The organism is Ruegeria sp. BC2 (assembly GCF_056539245.1).
On sequence record NZ_JBQFUQ010000004.1, the window covers coordinates 277,340 to 294,817 of the forward strand.

18 protein-coding genes are annotated in these 17,478 nt (G+C 63.0%); 5 read left to right on the top strand and 13 right to left on the bottom strand.

Annotated features, from left to right (window positions below):
• Positions 1 to 15 precede the first annotated feature (15 nt).
• From rimI to ACR0CU_RS16470, 7 genes are all read right to left on the bottom strand, one after another.
• Entirely contained in the window at positions 16 to 429 is a 414-nt protein-coding gene (gene rimI, locus ACR0CU_RS16440) for a ribosomal protein S18-alanine N-acetyltransferase (RefSeq protein ID WP_170406712.1), read from the bottom strand.
• Positions 426 to 1,016 (bottom strand): tRNA (adenosine(37)-N6)-threonylcarbamoyltransferase complex dimerization subunit type 1 TsaB, encoded by a 591-nt coding sequence (gene tsaB, locus ACR0CU_RS16445; RefSeq protein WP_170448461.1) that lies wholly within the window; start codon positions 1,014 to 1,016, stop codon positions 426 to 428. The genes rimI and tsaB overlap by 4 nt, the downstream gene beginning before the upstream one ends.
• The gene (locus ACR0CU_RS16450) at positions 1,006 to 1,569 is read right to left on the bottom strand and encodes a NifU family protein (protein WP_093963451.1); all 564 of its coding nucleotides are present in this window, start codon (positions 1,567 to 1,569) and stop codon (positions 1,006 to 1,008) included. The genes tsaB and ACR0CU_RS16450 overlap by 11 nt, the downstream gene beginning before the upstream one ends.
• 68 nt (positions 1,570 to 1,637) lie before the next feature.
• A complete protein-coding gene (locus tag ACR0CU_RS16455) occupies positions 1,638 to 2,231 on the bottom strand; it encodes a 2-hydroxychromene-2-carboxylate isomerase (protein ID WP_170448459.1) in 594 nt (197 codons plus the stop codon).
• A complete protein-coding gene (locus ACR0CU_RS16460) occupies positions 2,231 to 2,686 on the bottom strand; it encodes a universal stress protein (RefSeq protein WP_170342153.1) in 456 nt (151 codons plus the stop codon). The genes ACR0CU_RS16455 and ACR0CU_RS16460 overlap by 1 nt, the downstream gene beginning before the upstream one ends.
• Before the next feature lie 75 nt (positions 2,687 to 2,761).
• Positions 2,762 to 3,625: a branched-chain amino acid aminotransferase gene (locus ACR0CU_RS16465; protein WP_170448457.1), complete on the bottom strand. Its 864-nt coding sequence runs from the start codon at positions 3,623 to 3,625 to the stop codon at positions 2,762 to 2,764.
• Positions 3,626 to 3,683: 58 nt separating this feature from the next.
• Positions 3,684 to 4,145, bottom strand: coding sequence for an Lrp/AsnC family transcriptional regulator (locus ACR0CU_RS16470; protein WP_170360173.1), 462 nt, complete (start codon positions 4,143 to 4,145; stop codon positions 3,684 to 3,686).
• A gap of 129 nt (positions 4,146 to 4,274) precedes the next feature.
• Between ACR0CU_RS16470 and ACR0CU_RS16475 the strand changes: the two genes are divergently transcribed.
• Positions 4,275 to 5,324, top strand: coding sequence for a Glu/Leu/Phe/Val family dehydrogenase (locus ACR0CU_RS16475; protein ID WP_170448455.1), 1,050 nt, complete (start codon positions 4,275 to 4,277; stop codon positions 5,322 to 5,324).
• Between the two features lie 58 nt (positions 5,325 to 5,382).
• Here ACR0CU_RS16475 and trpS read toward each other — a convergent pair whose 3' ends face one another.
• On the bottom strand, positions 5,383 to 6,411 hold the full coding sequence (gene trpS, locus ACR0CU_RS16480; RefSeq protein WP_170406695.1) for a tryptophan--tRNA ligase: 1,029 nt from the start codon (positions 6,409 to 6,411) through the stop codon (positions 5,383 to 5,385).
• A gap of 86 nt (positions 6,412 to 6,497) precedes the next feature.
• On the opposite strand from trpS, the gene ACR0CU_RS16485 reads away from it, so the two are divergent.
• Positions 6,498 to 7,184 (top strand): rhomboid family intramembrane serine protease, encoded by a 687-nt coding sequence (locus tag ACR0CU_RS16485; protein ID WP_170342144.1) that lies wholly within the window; start codon positions 6,498 to 6,500, stop codon positions 7,182 to 7,184.
• A gap of 5 nt (positions 7,185 to 7,189) precedes the next feature.
• Here the strand turns inward: ACR0CU_RS16485 and murJ are convergent, their stop codons facing one another.
• Genes murJ through ACR0CU_RS16500 form a run of 3 tightly spaced genes read right to left on the bottom strand, consistent with a single transcriptional unit; the run spans position 7,190 to position 12,667 of the window.
• Positions 7,190 to 8,731 carry a murein biosynthesis integral membrane protein MurJ gene (murJ, locus tag ACR0CU_RS16490; RefSeq protein ID WP_170448453.1) on the bottom strand — a complete coding sequence of 514 codons (1,542 nt, stop codon included), beginning with the start codon at positions 8,729 to 8,731 and terminating at the stop codon, positions 7,190 to 7,192.
• Positions 8,728 to 11,547, bottom strand: coding sequence for a [protein-PII] uridylyltransferase (locus ACR0CU_RS16495; protein WP_170448451.1), 2,820 nt, complete (start codon positions 11,545 to 11,547; stop codon positions 8,728 to 8,730). The genes murJ and ACR0CU_RS16495 overlap by 4 nt, the downstream gene beginning before the upstream one ends.
• Positions 11,507 to 12,667, bottom strand: coding sequence for a penicillin-binding protein activator (locus ACR0CU_RS16500; RefSeq protein ID WP_170448449.1), 1,161 nt, complete (start codon positions 12,665 to 12,667; stop codon positions 11,507 to 11,509). The genes ACR0CU_RS16495 and ACR0CU_RS16500 overlap by 41 nt, the downstream gene beginning before the upstream one ends.
• A gap of 88 nt (positions 12,668 to 12,755) precedes the next feature.
• Between ACR0CU_RS16500 and rsmI the strand changes: the two genes are divergently transcribed.
• The 3 genes from rsmI to gshB all read left to right on the top strand — a co-directional run bounded on the left by rsmI (position 12,756) and on the right by gshB (position 14,980).
• Positions 12,756 to 13,613, top strand: coding sequence for a 16S rRNA (cytidine(1402)-2'-O)-methyltransferase (gene rsmI / locus ACR0CU_RS16505; protein ID WP_170448447.1), 858 nt, complete (start codon positions 12,756 to 12,758; stop codon positions 13,611 to 13,613).
• A 1-nt stretch (position 13,614) separates the two neighbouring features.
• Positions 13,615 to 13,986, top strand: a complete 372-nt coding sequence (locus ACR0CU_RS16510; RefSeq protein ID WP_170365342.1) for a YraN family protein — start codon at positions 13,615 to 13,617, stop codon at positions 13,984 to 13,986.
• 61 nt (positions 13,987 to 14,047) lie between these two features.
• The gene (gene gshB / locus ACR0CU_RS16515) at positions 14,048 to 14,980 is read left to right on the top strand and encodes a glutathione synthase (RefSeq protein ID WP_170448445.1); all 933 of its coding nucleotides are present in this window, start codon (positions 14,048 to 14,050) and stop codon (positions 14,978 to 14,980) included.
• Here the strand turns inward: gshB and ACR0CU_RS16520 are convergent.
• Together ACR0CU_RS16520 and ACR0CU_RS16525 are read right to left on the bottom strand one after the other, a co-directional pair.
• Entirely contained in the window at positions 14,977 to 16,491 is a 1,515-nt protein-coding gene (locus ACR0CU_RS16520; protein WP_480643458.1) for a YifB family Mg chelatase-like AAA ATPase, read from the bottom strand. The genes gshB and ACR0CU_RS16520 overlap by 4 nt on opposite strands.
• Before the next feature lie 64 nt (positions 16,492 to 16,555).
• Positions 16,556 to 17,434 carry a glutathione S-transferase gene (locus ACR0CU_RS16525; RefSeq protein WP_170448441.1) on the bottom strand — a complete coding sequence of 293 codons (879 nt, stop codon included), beginning with the start codon at positions 17,432 to 17,434 and terminating at the stop codon, positions 16,556 to 16,558.
• Between the last annotated feature and the right edge of the window lie 44 nt (positions 17,435 to 17,478).

The window sequence follows — 17,478 nt, forward strand, 5'->3', positions numbered from 1 at the left end:
AATGCCCGGCTTTCGTCAGGGTAGCGCGCGCTCCATCAAGATTGCATCTACTTTGTCAGCCTTGCCGCGCCGGTAATATCCCGGCCGAAGACCGCAGCGCGCATAGCCGCAACTTTGGTAGAGTGCAATGGCGGCCGCGTTGTCCGAAGCCACCTCAAGAAACGCCCGGCGCGCACCTAGATCGTGAGCCCTGTCGTGCCAAGCCTGCATGCAGGCGCGGCCCAGACCCTGCCGCTGATGATCGGGATGCGTCGCGATGGTCAGCAGCTCGGCCTCGTCGCCGATGACCTGGATCAAGGCAAATGCTGTTTTGTTTCCAACGACATGGGTGAAGCGGCTGGCAAGCAACTCAGCGAACTCATCGGCGGTCCAGGGGCGAGACTGGGTGAAAGCCGCGCCGTGGGTCTCGGCCATTTCCTGTGGGGTCATGGGTCCAGCAAAGGCGGCGGCGTATCGCGCGACGGGGCGGCGTCTGCGGCACGAACGTACAGGGGGGCCGGGGGACCTGACACAAGGTCAACACGTTCGGATGCAATCCGGGCGATGGCCCGGACGACTGCATCCGCATCGTCGCACAAAAACAGGGTGCCAAGTGATTCTGCCTGTTCCTGCGTCATCAGTTGCGGCGTCCCGTCGGGCGCTTGCAGGTAAACATGTTCCCGGGGGGCTGGAATGGCTGGGATCCGCCCTTCGGGCGCCAAGGCCGCAAGGGCTTCAAGGCCCGAAACGCCGATTGCCGGCTTGTTCAATCCAAGCGCCAGCCCTCGGGCGGCAGAGACCGAGATGCGAATTCCAGTGAAATTGCCCGGACCCGTCCCGACACCGACCGCGTCGATATCCGCCCAAGAAACCCCACCTTCTGCAATGACGTCTTGAAGCAGAGGCATCAGGCGTTCCGCCTGGCCGCGGCTCATGGTTTCGGCGCGGCTCACGACGATGTCTGGCCCGCGCAGCAAAGCGGCCGCGCAATGCGCGGCCGATGTGTCAAATGCCAGAATTGTCTGATCAGACGGCAACAGGGCGAACCTCGGTCACCTCGGGGATGTAATGGCGGAGCAGGTTCTCGATCCCCATTTTCAGGGTCAGCGTCGAGGACGGGCAGCCTGCGCAGGCCCCTTGCATATGCAGGTAGACGACGCCGCGGTCAAAGCCGTGGAAGGTGATGTCACCGCCGTCCTGCGCCACGGCGGGGCGCACGCGGCTGTCCAGCAATTCCTTGATCTGGTTGACGATTTCCGAGTCCTCACCCGAATGTTCAGCATGGCCGGACGCGGTTTCCACCCCGGCCCCCATCACCGGCTGGCCGGACTGGTAGTGCTCCATCACAGCGCCCAGGATGGCGGGTTTGATGTGGTCCCACTGCACGCCGTCGTCTTTGGTGACGGTTACGAAGTCATTGCCGAAGAAAACTCCGGTCACACCGCTGACCGCAAAGATGCGCTGCGCCAGCGGCGAGTTCTGCGCGGCTTCGGCGGTCGGAAAATCCGCTGTACCGGCCTCGAGCACGGTCTGACCGGGCAGGAATTTCAGCGTGGCCGGGTTGGGTGTGGATTCGGTCTGGATGAACATGGCGCGCTCCGTATCAGTTGGCTCTGATATGCGCGTCAGCGGCCGGGAAGTCAAGATTTGGAACGGTTCTAAATCGCTGTGGCCTGTCGGATTGCCATGTCCAGTCGGTCATCGCCCCAATAAAGCTCCTCATCCACGACAAAACTGGGGGCGCCGAAGATCCCCAGCGATTTGGCGCGGGCAACCTGGTCAAACAGAGCACTCTTGATGTCAGTGACTGCGGTCCGGTCGATCATGTCCTCGGGGAGGCCGGCGGCGGACAGGGCGCTGCGCAGGACAGGCTCTTCGGAAATGTTCAGGCCTTGGCCAAATTGTGCGGCGAAAACGGCGCGGGAGAATGCAGCGCGCGCTTCACCCTGAGGGATGGCGAGCGCAAGGCGTGCAGCCTTCAGGCTGTTTTGCGGAAACTCGCCAGGTCGGGTCAGGGGCAGGTCACGCTGCCGGCACAGCCGTTCCATGTCGCGCCACATGTACCGCCCCTTGGCCGGATAGATGTTGAACGGTGAGGTTTTCCATCCCTGCTCGGCAAAAATGGGACCCAGAAGGAATGGCTGCCAGTCCACCTGCACGCCGCAGGCTGCCGCGTCCTGTTCGACCCGCATGGCGCTGAGGTAGGAATAGGTTGAGGCGAAATCGAACCAGAAGTGCAGGGTGGCGGGCATCAGGTGATCTCTTCGAGCTTCTCCTTGCTCAGGTCGCCCGGAACGATGGTAATCGGAATCGGCAAGCTGCCGGAATTCCGCGTCAACTGAGTGACCAGTGGACCGGGGCCCTTCTTGTCAGTACCTGCACCCAGAACAAGGACGCCGATTTCGGGATCCGAGCGCACATGCTCAATGATCTGCGGAACGGGTTCACCCTCGCGGATCGCCAGTTCAGGCTCGATCCCCTGCTTGTCGCGCATCCATTTGGCAAACACCTCGAAATGCGCATGGATACGTTCGCGGGCTTCTTCCCGCATCACTTCGGCCACGCCGATCCAGTGGTTGAACTCGTCCGGAGGAATGACCGAGAGGATGGTCACCCCCCCGCCCGTATGCGCAGCACGCATCGCGGCGAAACGCATGGCGTTCAGGCACTCGCGGCTATCGTCAAGAACTACAAGGAACTTGCGCATGAATGTCCTCTTCGGTTTTCGGGATCATGCCCGAGCATTCGGTGTCTGGCAACTCGGGCCGCGACGGACCGTTGCTTATTGGTTGCTGGCCGCCCAGTCCCAGTAGAGGGCGCGCGTGCGGCGCGTGATAGGGCCAATCTGATATTGCGTGTCGTCCAGTGCGGTTACGGGCGTGACCTTGTTCATGTTGCCGGACATGAACACTTCGTCCGCGTCGTGGAAATCGTCGAAGGTCAGAACAGTTTCGTGAACCGTCACCCCGTCGCGACGCAGGTTGTCGATGTGCCGCGCGCGCGTGATGCCTGCAAGGAAGGTTCCGTTCGGTGCCGGAGTAAACACCTCTCCATCCTTGGCCATGAAGATGTTGGCCGTTGCGGTTTCTGCCACGTTGCCCATGGCGTCGGTCACCAATGCGTTTGAAAACCCCTTGGATCGCGCTTCCGCCAGCATTCGGGCGTTGTTTGGATACAGGCACCCGGCCTTGGCGTTGACTACCGCGCTTTCCAGAACCGGGCGGCGGAAGCGGGTGGTCGTCAGCGTGACCGAGGCAGCCTCGGGCGCCATCGGGATCTCTTCGAGGCAGATGGCAAAACCCGTGCTGTCACCCTGCGGCACGATTGCAGTCGCGTCTCCGTCGATCCCCCAGTACATCGGGCGAATGTAGACGGCGGCCTCGGTCGGGTATGCTTCCAGACCTTCGCGGATCAGTTCGACCATTTGTTCGGTGGCCACGGTCGGAGTGAGCATCAGCGCCTCGGCCGAGCGGTTCACCCGGTCGCAATGCGCGGCCAGATCAGGGGTCATGCCATCAAATCGGCGGGCCCCGTCAAACACCGACGAACCCAACCAGGCCCCGTGGTCCGCAGCCCGCATGATCGGGGCATCGCCATCGTGCCATTTGCCATCGAAATAAGTGCGGATATTCTTGCCGACTGCCATTGTGCCCTCCGTCAATTCCGCCGAACCGTAGGAGCGCGCGCGCCCGAGGTCCAGCAGATTATCCAGCCGACGATGGCAACACGTCGCGCTTGACCATCGCGCGCAGGGCGAAGTTGGAGCGCAGGTTGCGGATGCCCGGAATCTGCATCAGCCGGTTTTCCAGAAACGCATCAAAGGCGGTCAGGTCACGCGCCACGACGCGCAGCAGGATGTCGCGCGAGCCTGTCATGAGGTAACACTCCATAACCTCATCGCAGCGCAGGATGGCGCGTTCGAAGGCGTCGATGGCGTGGCGGTCCTGTTTCTCCAGTTCGACCGACACGAAAATCGTGACGCCAAAGCCCAGCTTCTCAGGGTCGACCTGGGCCGAATATCCGGTGATCACCCCGTCGCGGCGCAGGCGGTCCAGCCGCCGCGCGCAGGGTGTGGGCGACAGGCCCACCTTTTCGGCCAGGTCCAGAACGGTCATGCGCCCGTCCTGCTGCAGCGCGCGCACGATCTTGCGGTCGATCTGGTCCATGGAGAGAATCCCTAATATAATCGGATCAGATTACTATTATCTCCAAGAGAGATAAGTTGACCAGCATGTATTGGCGAAAATCGCTCGGTCGGATGTGGCAGAATCCATCTGTCTTTCTGGAGGAGCAAAATGGAACTAACCACGATTGACGCGCCAGATCACGAGCGTGTGGTCGAATTCAAAGACGCCGCCAGCGGGCTTTCGGGCTTTGTGGCGATCCACTCCACGCAATTGGGGCCTGCAGCGGGCGGCGTGCGGATGCGCACCTATGGCCACCCGTCCGAGGCGCTGGACGATGCGCTGCGCCTGTCGCGGGGCATGACCTACAAGAACGCGGCGGCCGATCTGCCGCTGGGCGGGGGCAAGGCCGTGATCATCGGCGACCCGAACGCGGACAAGTCGCCTCGGTTGCTGCAGGCCTTCGGGCGCGTGGTTCAAAGCCTTGGTGGCCGGTACTGGACGGCCGAGGACATGGGGATGACCCCGGCCGACATGGCCCAGATCGGCACCGAAACCGAATATGTCGCCGGTCTGCCCGACGGCCCGTTCGCCAGCGGCGACCCGTCGCCGGTCACCGCCCGCGGGATCTTCAACGCCATCCGCATCACCGCGCGGCATCGGTTCGGGTCCGGGGATCTGAGCGGCAAGACCGTCTCGGTGCAGGGGCTGGGCCATGTGGGCGAACATCTGTGTGCGTTGTTGCATGACGCTGGGGCAAAACTGGTGATCACCGACATCGATGCGGGCCAGACCGCCCGGCTGGGGGACCGGTTCGCAGCGCAGGCCGTCGCGCCCGATGCGATCTATGCGGCCGAGGCGGATATTTTCGCGCCCTGCGCCATCGGCGGCATCCTGAACGAAACCAGCATTCCGCTTCTGAAAGTCAGCGCGGTGGCCGGAGGGGCCAACAACCAGTTGGCGACCGATGCCGACGCGCAGCGCCTGCATGACCGCGGCATCCTCTATGCTCCGGATTTCGTGGCCAATGGCGGCGGGATCGTGAACGTCGCGACCGAGATCCTGAAGATCAAGGATCGCGAAGCCTGGGTCGGTCAGCGGCTCGAGGCGCTGGAGCGGACGATGGACCGCATCCTGACCCGCGCCAAGGTCGATGGCGTCAGCCCCCATGCGGTGGCCGAATCCATCGTCGAGGAAAAACTGCACCCGCAGGCCGCCTGACCTGCAACGAAAAACGCCGCCCCGGATCAGGGGCGGCGCTGAAGTTTCTGTCTGGGTCTCAGGCGCGGCCGGCGCCCACCATCCCCACGATCTCGTAGGTGCGGCTGAGGATCGGAGCCGCGATTTCCCGCGCCCGTTCTGCGCCACGGTCCAGAATCCTGTCGATCTCGGCCTGATCGCCCATCAGCCGCGCCATCTCGGTCGAGATCGGCGACAGCTTTGCGACCGCCAGATCGGCCAGCATCGGCTTGAATTCACCGAACTGCTTGCCACCGACTTCGGCCAGAACCTGCTCGACCGTCTGATCGCTGAGCGCGGCATAGATGTTGACCAGGTTGCGCGCCTCGGGGCGGCCTTCCAGCCCGTCCGCGTCCGAAGGCAGGGCGTCGGGGTCGGTCTTGGCCTTTCGGATCTTCTTGGCGATGGTGTCGGCATCGTCGGTCATGTTGATCCGGCTCATGTCAGACGGATCCGACTTGGACATCTTCTTGGCCCCGTCGCGCAGGCTCATCACGCGTGTCGCCGCGCCCTCGATCACCGGTTCGGTGATCGGGAAGAAATCGACGCCATAGTCGTGGTTGAACTTGATGGCGATGTCGCGGGTCAGCTCAAGATGCTGTTTCTGGTCGTCGCCCACCGGCACATGGGTCGCGTGATAGACCAGAATGTCAGCGGCCATCAGCGAGGGATAGGCGAACAGACCCAGAGAAGCGTTCTGCTGGTTTTTGCCAGCCTTGTCCTTCCACTGGGTCATGCGCTGCATCCAGCCCATGCGCGCGACACAGTTGAAGATCCAGGCCAGTTGCGCGTGCTCGGGCACCTGGGACTGGTTGAACAGGATCGACTGTTCCGGGTCGATGCCGGCGGCGATGAAGCCCGCGCACAGCTCGCGCGTGGAATGCGCCAGTTCCTTGGGATCCTGCCAGACGGTGATCGCGTGAAGATCGACCATGCAGTACACGGTCTCCATCTCCGGCCCCTGCATGTCCACAAAACGCTTGAGCGCACCAAGGTAGTTGCCAAGATGCAGGTTTCCCGAGGGCTGAATGCCGGAAAACACGCGCGGCGTGAACTTGGTCTCGGTCATGGAAGGGAACTCCCGTCTGGAAAAATAAGCCTCCGTCGCTTACCCATGAGGCAAAGGGACGTCAACAGCCGCGAAAGGCCCGCCCAATGAGCAGCGAGCATTACACACCCCCCGTGAACCCCCTGCCACCCGTGGTGGTGGCGCTGGTCTTGTTCATCATGGGGATCGAACTGGCCTTCACCCTCGGCACGCGCGGCCTGGTCGGCGGACCCGGCGCGGTAGGCTGGCGGCTGGAGGCGATCCAGCGCTATTCCTTCTCGGCCGACATCTTCGACTGGATGGTGATGAACGGGCGTTGGCCGGTCGAGCATGTGATCCGATTCTTCACCTACCCCTTCGTGTCAGGCAGTTTTACCCAGGCGCTTTTTGTCTGCGTCTTTGTTTTGGCGATGGGCAAGATGGTGGGCGAGGTCTTTGGCGGTTTTGCGATGCTGGTGATCTTCGTGTTGTCCGGCGTGGGCGGGGCATTGGCCTATGCGGTGCTGCTGGACCCGCGCTATCCTCTGGTCGGGGGCTTTCCGCCGGTCTACGGCCTGATTGGCGCATTCACCTGGCTGCTGTGGCGTAGGCTGTCGCTGGTCGGAGAGAACCAGGCGCGGGCGTTCCAGTTGATCGCGGTGCTGATGGGCATCCAACTGCTGTTCGGGCTGATTTTCGGCGGCACCTCGGATTGGGTGGCCGATCTGGGTGGCTTCGCGACCGGATTCGGGCTGTCGTTTTTCGTGGCGCCGGGCGGATGGGCGCGGCTGGTGGGGCGTATCCGGCGGGACTGAGGCGGTCAGGACCTTCGCAGGGCGGACCGGAACTCGGACAGACGGAACGCACCCAGCAGGTGGCCTAGAAGGAAGTATGACACTGCGGCGACCGCGATCAGGCCCAGCAACGCCAGATAGCGCCAGCCCGGAATCTCGAACGTCCAACCGAACATCTGCATCGATGCGATCAGCACCACGCCCATTCCTATTGAGGCGGCCAATATCCTGGGCGCGCGGCGCTTGAATCGGTCGTCGAAACGGGCCTCGTCGCCCATGCGCCGGGCGCCCAGTGCCAACAGCGCCACCATGCCCCACCCGGCGGCCGAGGCCGCGATGGCCGGGGCAATCCAGCCGACGATCGGGTACAGCCCAAAGGCCAGCACGGCGTTGATGACCATCGCCACAACGGCATACCGGAAGGGCGAGCGGGTATCTTCGCGGGCGAAGAACAGCGGTTGCAGCAGCTTTTGCAGCATGAAGGCCGGCAGGCCGATGCCATAGACCGCCACGGCCAGCGCGGTGGCAGCCGTGTCTTCGGGTGTGAACTGTCCACGTTCGAACAGGACCGAGACCAGCGGCACCGGGATGAGCACGAAGGCCACGGTGGCCGGAATGGTCAGCAACAGGGTGAACTCGCCGGCGCGGGAAAAGGCGTTGCGCGCACCGTCGCCGTCCCCCGCGCGCAGGCGGCGCGACAGGTCGGGTAACAGCACGATGCCCACGGCGATGCCGACCACGCCCAGCGGCAGCTGATACAGCCGGTCGGCGGCAAAGAGCCAGCTGATGGCCTTTTCGGTCTTTGACGCGACCAGCTGCCCGACAACGAGATTGACCTGCGTCACACCCATGGCAAGTGCCGCCGGTACCGCGATCCGAACCATGTTGCGCATTTCAGGGCTGAGGTTCGGTCGGCCGAACCGGATGCGAATTCCGGCGCGTTCGGTGGCGACCCAAACCAGCGCCAGTTGAGCGACCCCGGCAATGGGTATGACGGCGATGAGCCAACGGATGACCTCGCCACCGGTTGCCGCGCCTACGATCAGTGCCGTGCAGGCGAAGATGTTCAGCAGGACCGGAGCCGCTGCAGCGGCGGCGAATCGACCGGTGGCATTGAGAACCCCGGAAAACAGCGCGGCCAGAGACATGAACAGGATGTAGGGAAAGACGACATAACCGTAGCCGACCGCCAGATCGAAACGTTCGTCGCCATAAAACCCTTCGGCCGTCAGCCAGACCAGCCCCGGCATGAACACCATGGCCAGCCCGACCAGCGCCAGAACGGCCGCCGCCAGCAGGTTGAACGCATCCTGCGCAAACCCCTGCGCATCTTCGCCGCCTTCCAGCCGTTTCGAGAACATCGGAACGAAGGCTGCGTTGAAAGCGCCCTCGGCGAAGAACCGGCGGAACATGTTGGGTAGGCGGAAGGCTGCGACGAAAGCATCCATGACCGGCCCCGGCCCGATATAGGCTGTCAGCAGGATTTCCCGCAAAAAGCCCAGAATACGGCTGGCAAGGGTCCAGAACCCGACCGTGAACAGGCCCGAGAACAGGCGGATCTGCTTCATGAGGCCGCCCGCTCGGCGCCTTCGGTGATCGCGGTGCGCAGCTTGGCTTCCAGCGTCCTCTGCTTGGCCTCCGAGTGGTATTTGAGCCCGAACATGTCCTTGACGTAGAACGTATCCACCACCTGCTCGCCATAGGTCGCGATCACGGCATTGGCGATATAGACATTGGCGGCGGCAAGGGTCCGGGCCAGATCATAGAGCAGACCGGGCCGGTCGCGGGTGTCGACTTCGATGATCGTGTAGATCTCGGACCCCTCATTGTCGAAGGTGATGTGCGTCGGGACGTTGAACGCCTTTTCCCGCTTCTTGATCTTGTCGCGGGACTTGAGCGCCTCGCGGGCCACCACCTCGCCCTTGAGGATGCGGTGAATCATCTGGGTCAGGCGCGGAAGACGCGACAGCTCGAACGGGTGGCCGTCAGCGTCCTGAATCCAGAACGCGTCAGTCACGTAGCCGTCCTTGGTGGTGTAGCTGCGGGCATCGACCACGTTTGCGCCCACAAGCGCCAGCGCACCGGCAATCCGGGAAAAGATGCCGGGATGGTCGGCCATGGCAAAGCACGCCCGCGTCGCATCCCGGTCTTCGTCCGGGTGCAGCCGGATTTCCATCGCCGCCGGATCCGCGCTTTTTTCCAGCGCGCGCAGCATTTCGGCGAACTCGACATGGGTCGAGAGATTGAGCCCCTGCCAATACGGATCGTAGTGCCGCCCGGTTTCCGTCTTGAGGTCGGCCTTGGACCAGGCTGACAACGCGTCACGCAGCGCTTTCTTGGCCTCTGCACCACGATTGGCACGGTTGAGGTCCTCCATCCCGGTTTCCAGCGCGCGCTTGGTTTCCGCGTGCAAGGCCCGTAGCAGGGTGGCCTTCCAGTTGTTCCAGGTGTTCGGCCCAACCCCGCGGATGTCGCAGACTGTCAGGACCGTCAGCAGATCCAGCCGTTTGACGGTCTGAACCGCCTTGGCAAAGTCGCGCACCGTGCGCGGGTCCGAGATGTCACGCTTCTGCGCCATGTCCGACATCAGCAGGTGATAGCGCACCAGCCATTCGACGGTTTCGCATTCTTTCTTGTTCAGCCCCAGCCGAGGTGCGACTGTCCGTGCGATCTTGGCCCCCAGGATCGAGTGATCCTCGGGGCGGCCCTTGGCGATGTCGTGCAACAGCAGAGCGACGTAAAGCACACGCCGGTTCACTCCGCCCTCGAGGATCGACGAGGCCAGCGGCAGCGCTTCGACAAGTTCTCCCCGTTCGATCTGCGCCAGGTTGATGATGCACTGGATCGTGTGCTCGTCCACCGTGTAGCTGTGGTACATATTGAACTGCATCATCGCCACGATGGGCTCGAACTCGGGGATGAAGGCCGACAGAACGCCCAACTCGTTCATGCGGCGCAGCGCGCGTTCGGGATTGCCGTGTTTCAGCATCAGATCCAGAAAGATGCGCCTCGCCTCTTTGTCGTTGCGCATTTCGTCATCGATCAGGTGCAGGTTGGCCGTGACCAGCCGCATCGCATCGGGATGGATCAGCATACCCGTGCGCAGACCTTCCTCGAACAGACGCAGTAGATTCAGCTTGTCGGACAAAAAGCTTTTTGGGTCGGCCACATCCAGCCTGCCATGAACAACCCTATAGCCCGGCTTGACCCGTGGCTTGCGGCTGAAGATGCGTTCCAGCAACGGCGCGTTCTTCATATGTGCCGCTTCAAGCTTGGTCAGGAAGATCCGTGTCAGCTCTCCCACCTTCGTGGCTTCTCGGAAATAGCGCTGCATGAAGATTTCGACGGCCCGGCGGCCCGCTCGGTCTTCGTAACCCATGCGGTCGGCCACCTCGACCTGCAGATCAAAGGTCAGCTGTTCGGTTGCGCGCCGTGTCACCAGATGAAGATGCGAACGTACGGCCCAAAGGAAGTCTTCAGCCTGCACGAACGTGTTGAATTCGTCCTGGGTGAATAGCCCCAGCGGGACAAGTTCAGCCACGTCCTGAACGCCATAGATATATTTGGCGATCCAGTACAGCGACTGCAGGTCGCGCAGGCCGCCCTTGCCTTCTTTCACGTTCGGTTCGACCATGTAACGCTCGCCCTGCTTGTGGTGGCGTTCGTCGCGTTCATGCAGTTTGGCTTCGATGAATTCGCGTTCGGTTCCTTTGAACAGCTCGGATTTCAGCCGGCTTTCCAGCTCATCCGCCAGGTCCCGATCACCGGCCAGATAGCGCTGTTCCAGCATCGCTGTCCGAATCGTGAAATCCTCGTCTCCCAGACGCAGGCAATCACGGATCGTGCGCGAGGAATGTCCGACTTTCAGCCGTAGATCCCACAGGATGTACAGCATCGACTCGATCACGCTCTCGGCCCAGGCGGTGATCTTGTAGGGAGTCAGAAACAGCAGATCGACATCCGAAAACGGCGCCATCTCGCCGCGCCCATAGCCGCCCACCGCCAAAACCGCCATCTTCTCGCCCTGGGTCGGGTTGGCCAATGGATGCAGATGCTGTCCGGCCACAGTCATCGCGGCGCAGACCAGCCCATCGGTCAGATAGGTGTAGGATCGCGTCAAAGGCCGGGCGTCGAAGGGCCGGGCGGCGAATGCCTCTTCGATGGCCTGACGCCCGGATTTCTGAGCGTCCCGCAGGATCCGGACGGCCTCGTTTCGGGCTGCGGCCGTTTCCGGAATGTCTTTCAGGGCCTTCGACAGCAGCGCGTTGACCTTTTCGCCATCGAAGATTTCGCTGGCGTCGCAGATCAATGCGCCAGCCGGCGCGGGGATCGTCACAAGCTGATCAGAAACCGGCGCCAGAGAAGCTTTGCGGGGCAGGGTCAATCACAACTACCTGTTTGTTCTGGATCGTGGCCACGGCCAGACCTCGTTCATTCGTACCGTTCGGGCGCAGACGGAAAATACCGCCAACACCCTGGAACCCGGCATTCTGGGTCAGGGCCGCGGCGGAGAGGGCATTGGACTTCCCTTGGCTGGCCAGAGCGCCGATGGCGGCGATGCCGTCATAGGCCAGGCCGCTGATCGGATGCGGGGCCTCGCCATAGGTCGCGTTGTAGCGCACGCGATAGGCCTGGGCCTTGGCAGGGTCAGGCAAGGCAAACCATCCGCCCTGCACTCCCGGCAGTTCCAGCGTCTGGGCCGGAATGTCCCAGCGTGTCAGGCCAATATATTGCACGGTTGCCGGTGAGACACCGGCCTCGGGCAGCAACTGGCTGAAAAGCGGCAGCGCGCCGGCGGTCGTGGCGGTCAAAAAGAGCGAATCCGCCCCCGTCGAGTCCACAGTTGCCTTGATCGCAGGAATGGCGTCGATCACGCCCTGCTGAGATCGATCAAAACCGACCACACCCGCATTCGCCACACGGCTGTTGCCAAGTGCGTTCGAGACTGCCGCCTGGCCCAATTGGCCTGCCGCATCGTTGCTGTGCACGATGACGGTGCTTTTCTTTCCCTGTTTGCCGGCGTAGCTGACAAGCCGGTTGGCCGTGTTGTCGAAGGTCGGGCCAAGGACAAACACGTTTCCGCCGGCAATGCTGGTATTGTTCGAGAAGGACAGAACGTTCACGTTCTTGCTCAGAACCGCAAGGCCGGCAGCATTTGCAGCCTGCGCGTAGACCGGCCCCAGAATGACCTTTGCGCCGTCGGCAACGGCCTGTTGTGCAACTGCGGCTGCCGTGTTCGGATTGCCGGCAGTGTCATAGACGCGAAGATCGATCTTGACGTTGTTCAGATCGGCCATGGCCAGCCGTGCAGCGTTCTCAAGGCTTTGCGCCAACGCGGCGTCGCCCGATTTGGGCACCAGCAGGGCAACGGGGATCGGCTCTGACGTGTCTATCGACGGTCCGCGCCCGGTGGCGCCGGGTTCGCAGGCGGCCAAAAATGCCGCCGCGGTCAGGCCGATGGCGAATTTCGCCAGTTTGCGAACGGGCTTGCAAACGGTAAACATCTAAATGAAAACTCCCTGATCCGGCGGCAAAGAACGCTGCTGTTCTATCACGCCGCGATAATAAACGTCACGCTGCGAGGGTCCAGCTTTGAATTTCCAAAAGGTAAGATTGGCTGGGGGGCTGTATTTTGTTGCCACTCCGATCGGAACGGCGCGCGACATTACGCTCAGGGCGCTGGACGTTCTGGCCTCGGCTGATGTGATCGCGGCGGAAGATACACGCAGCCTGCGCAGATTGATGGAGATTCACGGTGTACCCCTCGAAGGGCGGCGCATCCTGGCCTATCACGACCACAGCGGCACGGCTGCGCGTGAAAAACTGATTGCCGAACTGTCCCAAGGCAAGTCCGTGGCCTACGCGTCCGAGGCCGGCATGCCCCTGATCGCCGACCCGGGTTATGATCTGGGCAAGAAGGCGGCCGAGGCCGGGTTCAGCGTGACCTGCGCCCCTGGAGCGTCAGCCGTCGTTACGGCGCTGACCCTGGCGGGCTTGCCGACGGACGCCTTCTTTTTCGCCGGATTCCTGCCGAATGCGTCCGGCGCCCGCCGAACACGGATCGAGGCGTTGCGGGATGTTCCCGGGACGCTGGTGTTCTACGAATCTCCCAAGCGTTTGGGGGCGTGCCTGTCGGATCTGGCGCAGGTTCTGGGTGGCGAGCGTCAGGCCGCGGTCTGTCGTGAACTGACCAAGAAGTTCGAAGAAATCCGGCGGGCTAGCCTTGCAGAGCTGTCCGAACAGTATCGAGATGCCACCGTGAAGGGCGAGATCGTCTTGCTGGTGGACCGTGCCCATTCACAAGCCGTTAACGATTCGGATGTAGAAGAGGCGCTGCGACAGGCTCTGGAAACGCACTCCGTGCGGGATGCGGCAGATCTGGTGTCCAGGATGTATGATTTGCCAAGGCGGCCAATTTACCAAAAGGCCCTGCAACTGGGGAGGGGATGATATGGCGCGACGGTCGGTCCAGGGCTCGGTTTCCTATCACTCCGGGCAGGCGGCCGAGAACAGCGTCGCTGCCGATTACGAGAGCCGAGGGTTCAAGGTCTGTCACAGGCGTTGGCGCGGCGCGGGTGGCGAGATCGACCTGATCGTCCGGGATGCACAGGGCCTTGTGTTCGTCGAGGTCAAGAAAAGCCAAACCTTTGACAGCGCCGCCGCCCGGATCAGCAAGCGGCAGATCGACCGGATATGCGCCTCGGCGGCGCAGTATTTGGCGCAGGAACCGGGCGGGCAGCTGACCAATGTCCGGTTCGACGCGGCTCTGGTGGATGCAACGGGCGCAGTACAAATCGTCGAAAACGCCTTTGGTCAGGGCTGATCGCCATTGAACACCCGTCCCCGCTGGGCCATGTATCTGGCGTGACTACGAGGGACAAGCCATGAAAATCGCCTTTCAGATGGACCCGATCGGGGCCGTGGACATCAATGCAGACAGCTCGTTCCGGCTGGCCGAAGAAGCCCAGGCCCGTGGGCACCAACTGTTTTACTACGGACCCGATCAGCTGGCCTATCAAGAGGGGCGCATCACCGCCCGCGGTCACGACATGACGGTGCAGCGGGTTGCGGACCAGCCGGCGGTTCTGGGGCCTGAGTGCGAGGTTGATCTGGCGGATTTCGATGTCGTCTGGCTGCGGCAGGACCCGCCGTTCGACATGCACTATATCACGTCCACCCATCTGCTGGATCGGTTGCGTGGGCAGGCTCTTGTGGTGAATGATCCGTTCTGGGTGCGCAACTATCCGGAAAAACTGCTGGTTCTGGATTTTCCCGACCTGACTCCGCCCACCACGATCGCCCGCGATCTGCAGACGATCAAGGCGTTCAAGGAAAAGCACGGCGACATCATCCTCAAGCCGCTCTATGGCAATGGCGGGGCCGGCGTGTTCCGGCTGGATGCCGATGACCGCAACCTGACTTCGTTGCATGAGTTGTTCACCGGTTTCTCGCGCGAGCCGCTGATCGTTCAGAAATTCCTGCCGGATGTGCGCAACGGCGACAAGCGGGTGATCCTGGTCGATGGCGAACCGGTCGGCGCGATCAACCGCGTTCCGGCCGAGGGTGAGACCCGGTCGAACATGCATGTGGGTGGCCGTCCCGAAAAGATCGGGCTGACCGACCGCGATCTTGAGATCTGCGCGGCCATCGGTCCGCTGCTGAAGGAAAAGGGCCAGATCTTTGTAGGTATCGACGTTATCGGCGACTATCTGACCGAAATCAACGTGACCTCGCCCACCGGAATCCAGGAATTGGAGCGGTTCAACGGAACCAATATTGCCGAAAAGATCTGGCAGGCGATCGAGGCCAAGGTCTAAGCCGCAACCCGGGCGCTGATCCTGTAGCTCAGCGCCTCGGCCACATGGGGGCGGCGCACATCGGGCGCGCCCTCGAGATCGGCAATGGTGCGGGCCACGCGCAGGATGCGGTGGTAAGCCCGTGCCGACAGGCCGAACCGCTCGGCCGCCTTGACCAGCAGGTCCTTGCCCTCCGCGTCTGGTGCGGCGACCTCCTCCAGCAGATTGCCCTCGATATCGGCGTTCTGGCGAATCCCGGGCGTGTCCTGAAAACGCCGGGCCTGAATTATGCGCGCCTGCTGCACCCGCGCAGCGACGGTAGCCGAGCTGTCTCCGGATGGCGGCAGGTCAAGGTCGGTAAAGCCCACTGGCGGCACTTCGATCCGCAGGTCGAACCGGTCCATCAGCGGCCCCGAGATGCGGCCCAGATAGTCCTCGCCGCAGACGGGTGCGCGCGAGCAGGCGCGGGACGGGTCGCTGAGATATCCGCATTTGCAGGGGTTCGCCGCCGCCACCAACATGAACCGGCAGGGGTATTTTACATGGGCGTTGGCGCGGGCGACCATGACTTCGCCGGTCTCGATGGGCTGGCGCAGGGTTTCCAGAACCGTTCGCGGAAACTCGGGAAATTCGTCCATGAATAGGACGCCGTTGTGGGCCAGGGAAATTTCGCCGGGTTTTGCGCCTTTCCCGCCGCCCACGATCGCCGCCATCGACGCCGTATGATGCGGTTCGCGGAACGGGCGGGCCCGGCTGATGCCGCCTTCGTCCAGCATGCCGCACAGCGATTGGATCATCGAGGTCTCGAGCGCCTCGGTGGGCGTCAACGGCGGCAGAATGCCGGGCAGGCGGGCGGCCAGCATGGATTTGCCTGACCCCGGCGTGCCGATCATTATCATGTGGTGACGACCGACCGCTGCGATTTCCAATGCGCGTTTTGCCCGTTCCTGCCCTTTTACGTCGCGCAGATCGCGGGTCGAGGGCTCCAACCTGACCTCGCCTGGCTGGGCGACCGGCAGGGGCGACTGGCCGGTGAAATGGCGCACGACGTCGGCCAGGGACGTGGCCCCGATCACCTGGGTCGCGTCAACCCAGGCCGCCTCGGCACCTGACGCGCGCGGACACAGCAGCGTGCGGCCCTCGGCCGCAGCGGTCATCGCGGCGGGCAGGGCGCCGGCCACGGGCACCAATGAGCCGTCCAGCGAAAGTTCGCCCAGAGCCATGGTGCCTTCGGCGGCGTCGGCGGGCAGGATGTCGATCGCACAGAGCAGGGCCAGCGCGATCGGCAGGTCGAAATGGCTGCCTTCCTTGGGCAGGTCAGCGGGCGACAGGTTGATCGTGATGCGTTTGGAGGGCAGCGCAATGGCCATCGCGCTGAGCGCACTGCGCACGCGTTCGCGGGCCTCGGACACGGCCTTGTCCGGCAGGCCGACGATTGAAAAGGCGGGCAGCCCGGGAGAGACGGCGCATTGCACCTCGACCGGGCGGGCCTCGACCCCCTGAAAGGCAACGGTATGAGCGCGGGCGACCATGGCGATCCTGTTCTTGGTTAACGGGACCTTGCTGCCATGGCTTCGGTTTAGGAATGGTTAACGGTCACACCGCTTGCCGGATCATTTGCGTGAATTTCGGCCACGCTCCGGGGTCGGCCACGGTTTTGTCGCGGCAGAAGGTGTTGCAGAAGCCCCATCGATTTCCATCCAGCTCCAGAAATGCGGTCACTGGCTTGCCGGAATAGGGGCAGCGGTCATTGACCGAAGGCCCCGCCTCAACCGCGCGGGCCGTCGAGGCCCCGCCGATCGGCCAGGGCTCGGTGTCGAGCGGCTGGTCATAGGGGAACGGGTCGTAGTCGACAGTCAGCCCCATCGCGCGCCATTGCCGAACCGCCGGGTCTGACAACAATTCCATGCAGTAATCGCGGCTCTGCACTGACACGGGCAGACCATAGCCGATGATCCGGGCTGCGACCGGCGTATAGAACACATCGGCCAGCGAATAGCTACCGAACAATGGGCCGGTATCCGTGCCTGAGATTTTGCGCGCATGCGCCCACAGGGTCTCGATCCGGGTCAGATCGGCGCGGGTTTCGTCGGACGGCTCGAACCCTTTCCAGCGGTGTTTGAGCTGCATGGGGCAGGCCGACCGCAGCGCGTGGAACCCGGCGACCATCTCGGCACACAGCCAACGGGCGGTTGCGCGGACGGCGGCGTCTTGGGGCCACAGCCCGGCATCGGGGTGTCGTTCGGCCAGCGTCTCGGCCATGGCGAGGCTTTCGCCGACCACCGTGCCGTCGGGCAGGCGCAGCGCAGGGACCAGACGGGCCGGGGCCAGCGGCTGCATGTCCCGGGCCATCGTGCCCGAATACAGGCCGATCATGTGGGTCGTGTAGGGCACGCCGAATTTTTCCAGCATAAGCCAGCCGCGCATGGACCAACTGGAAAACAGGCGGTCCCCGATGAAAAGGTCATATGTCATGGCCCGAGGATGGTCGAACGCCCGATATCAGTAAAACGCTGATT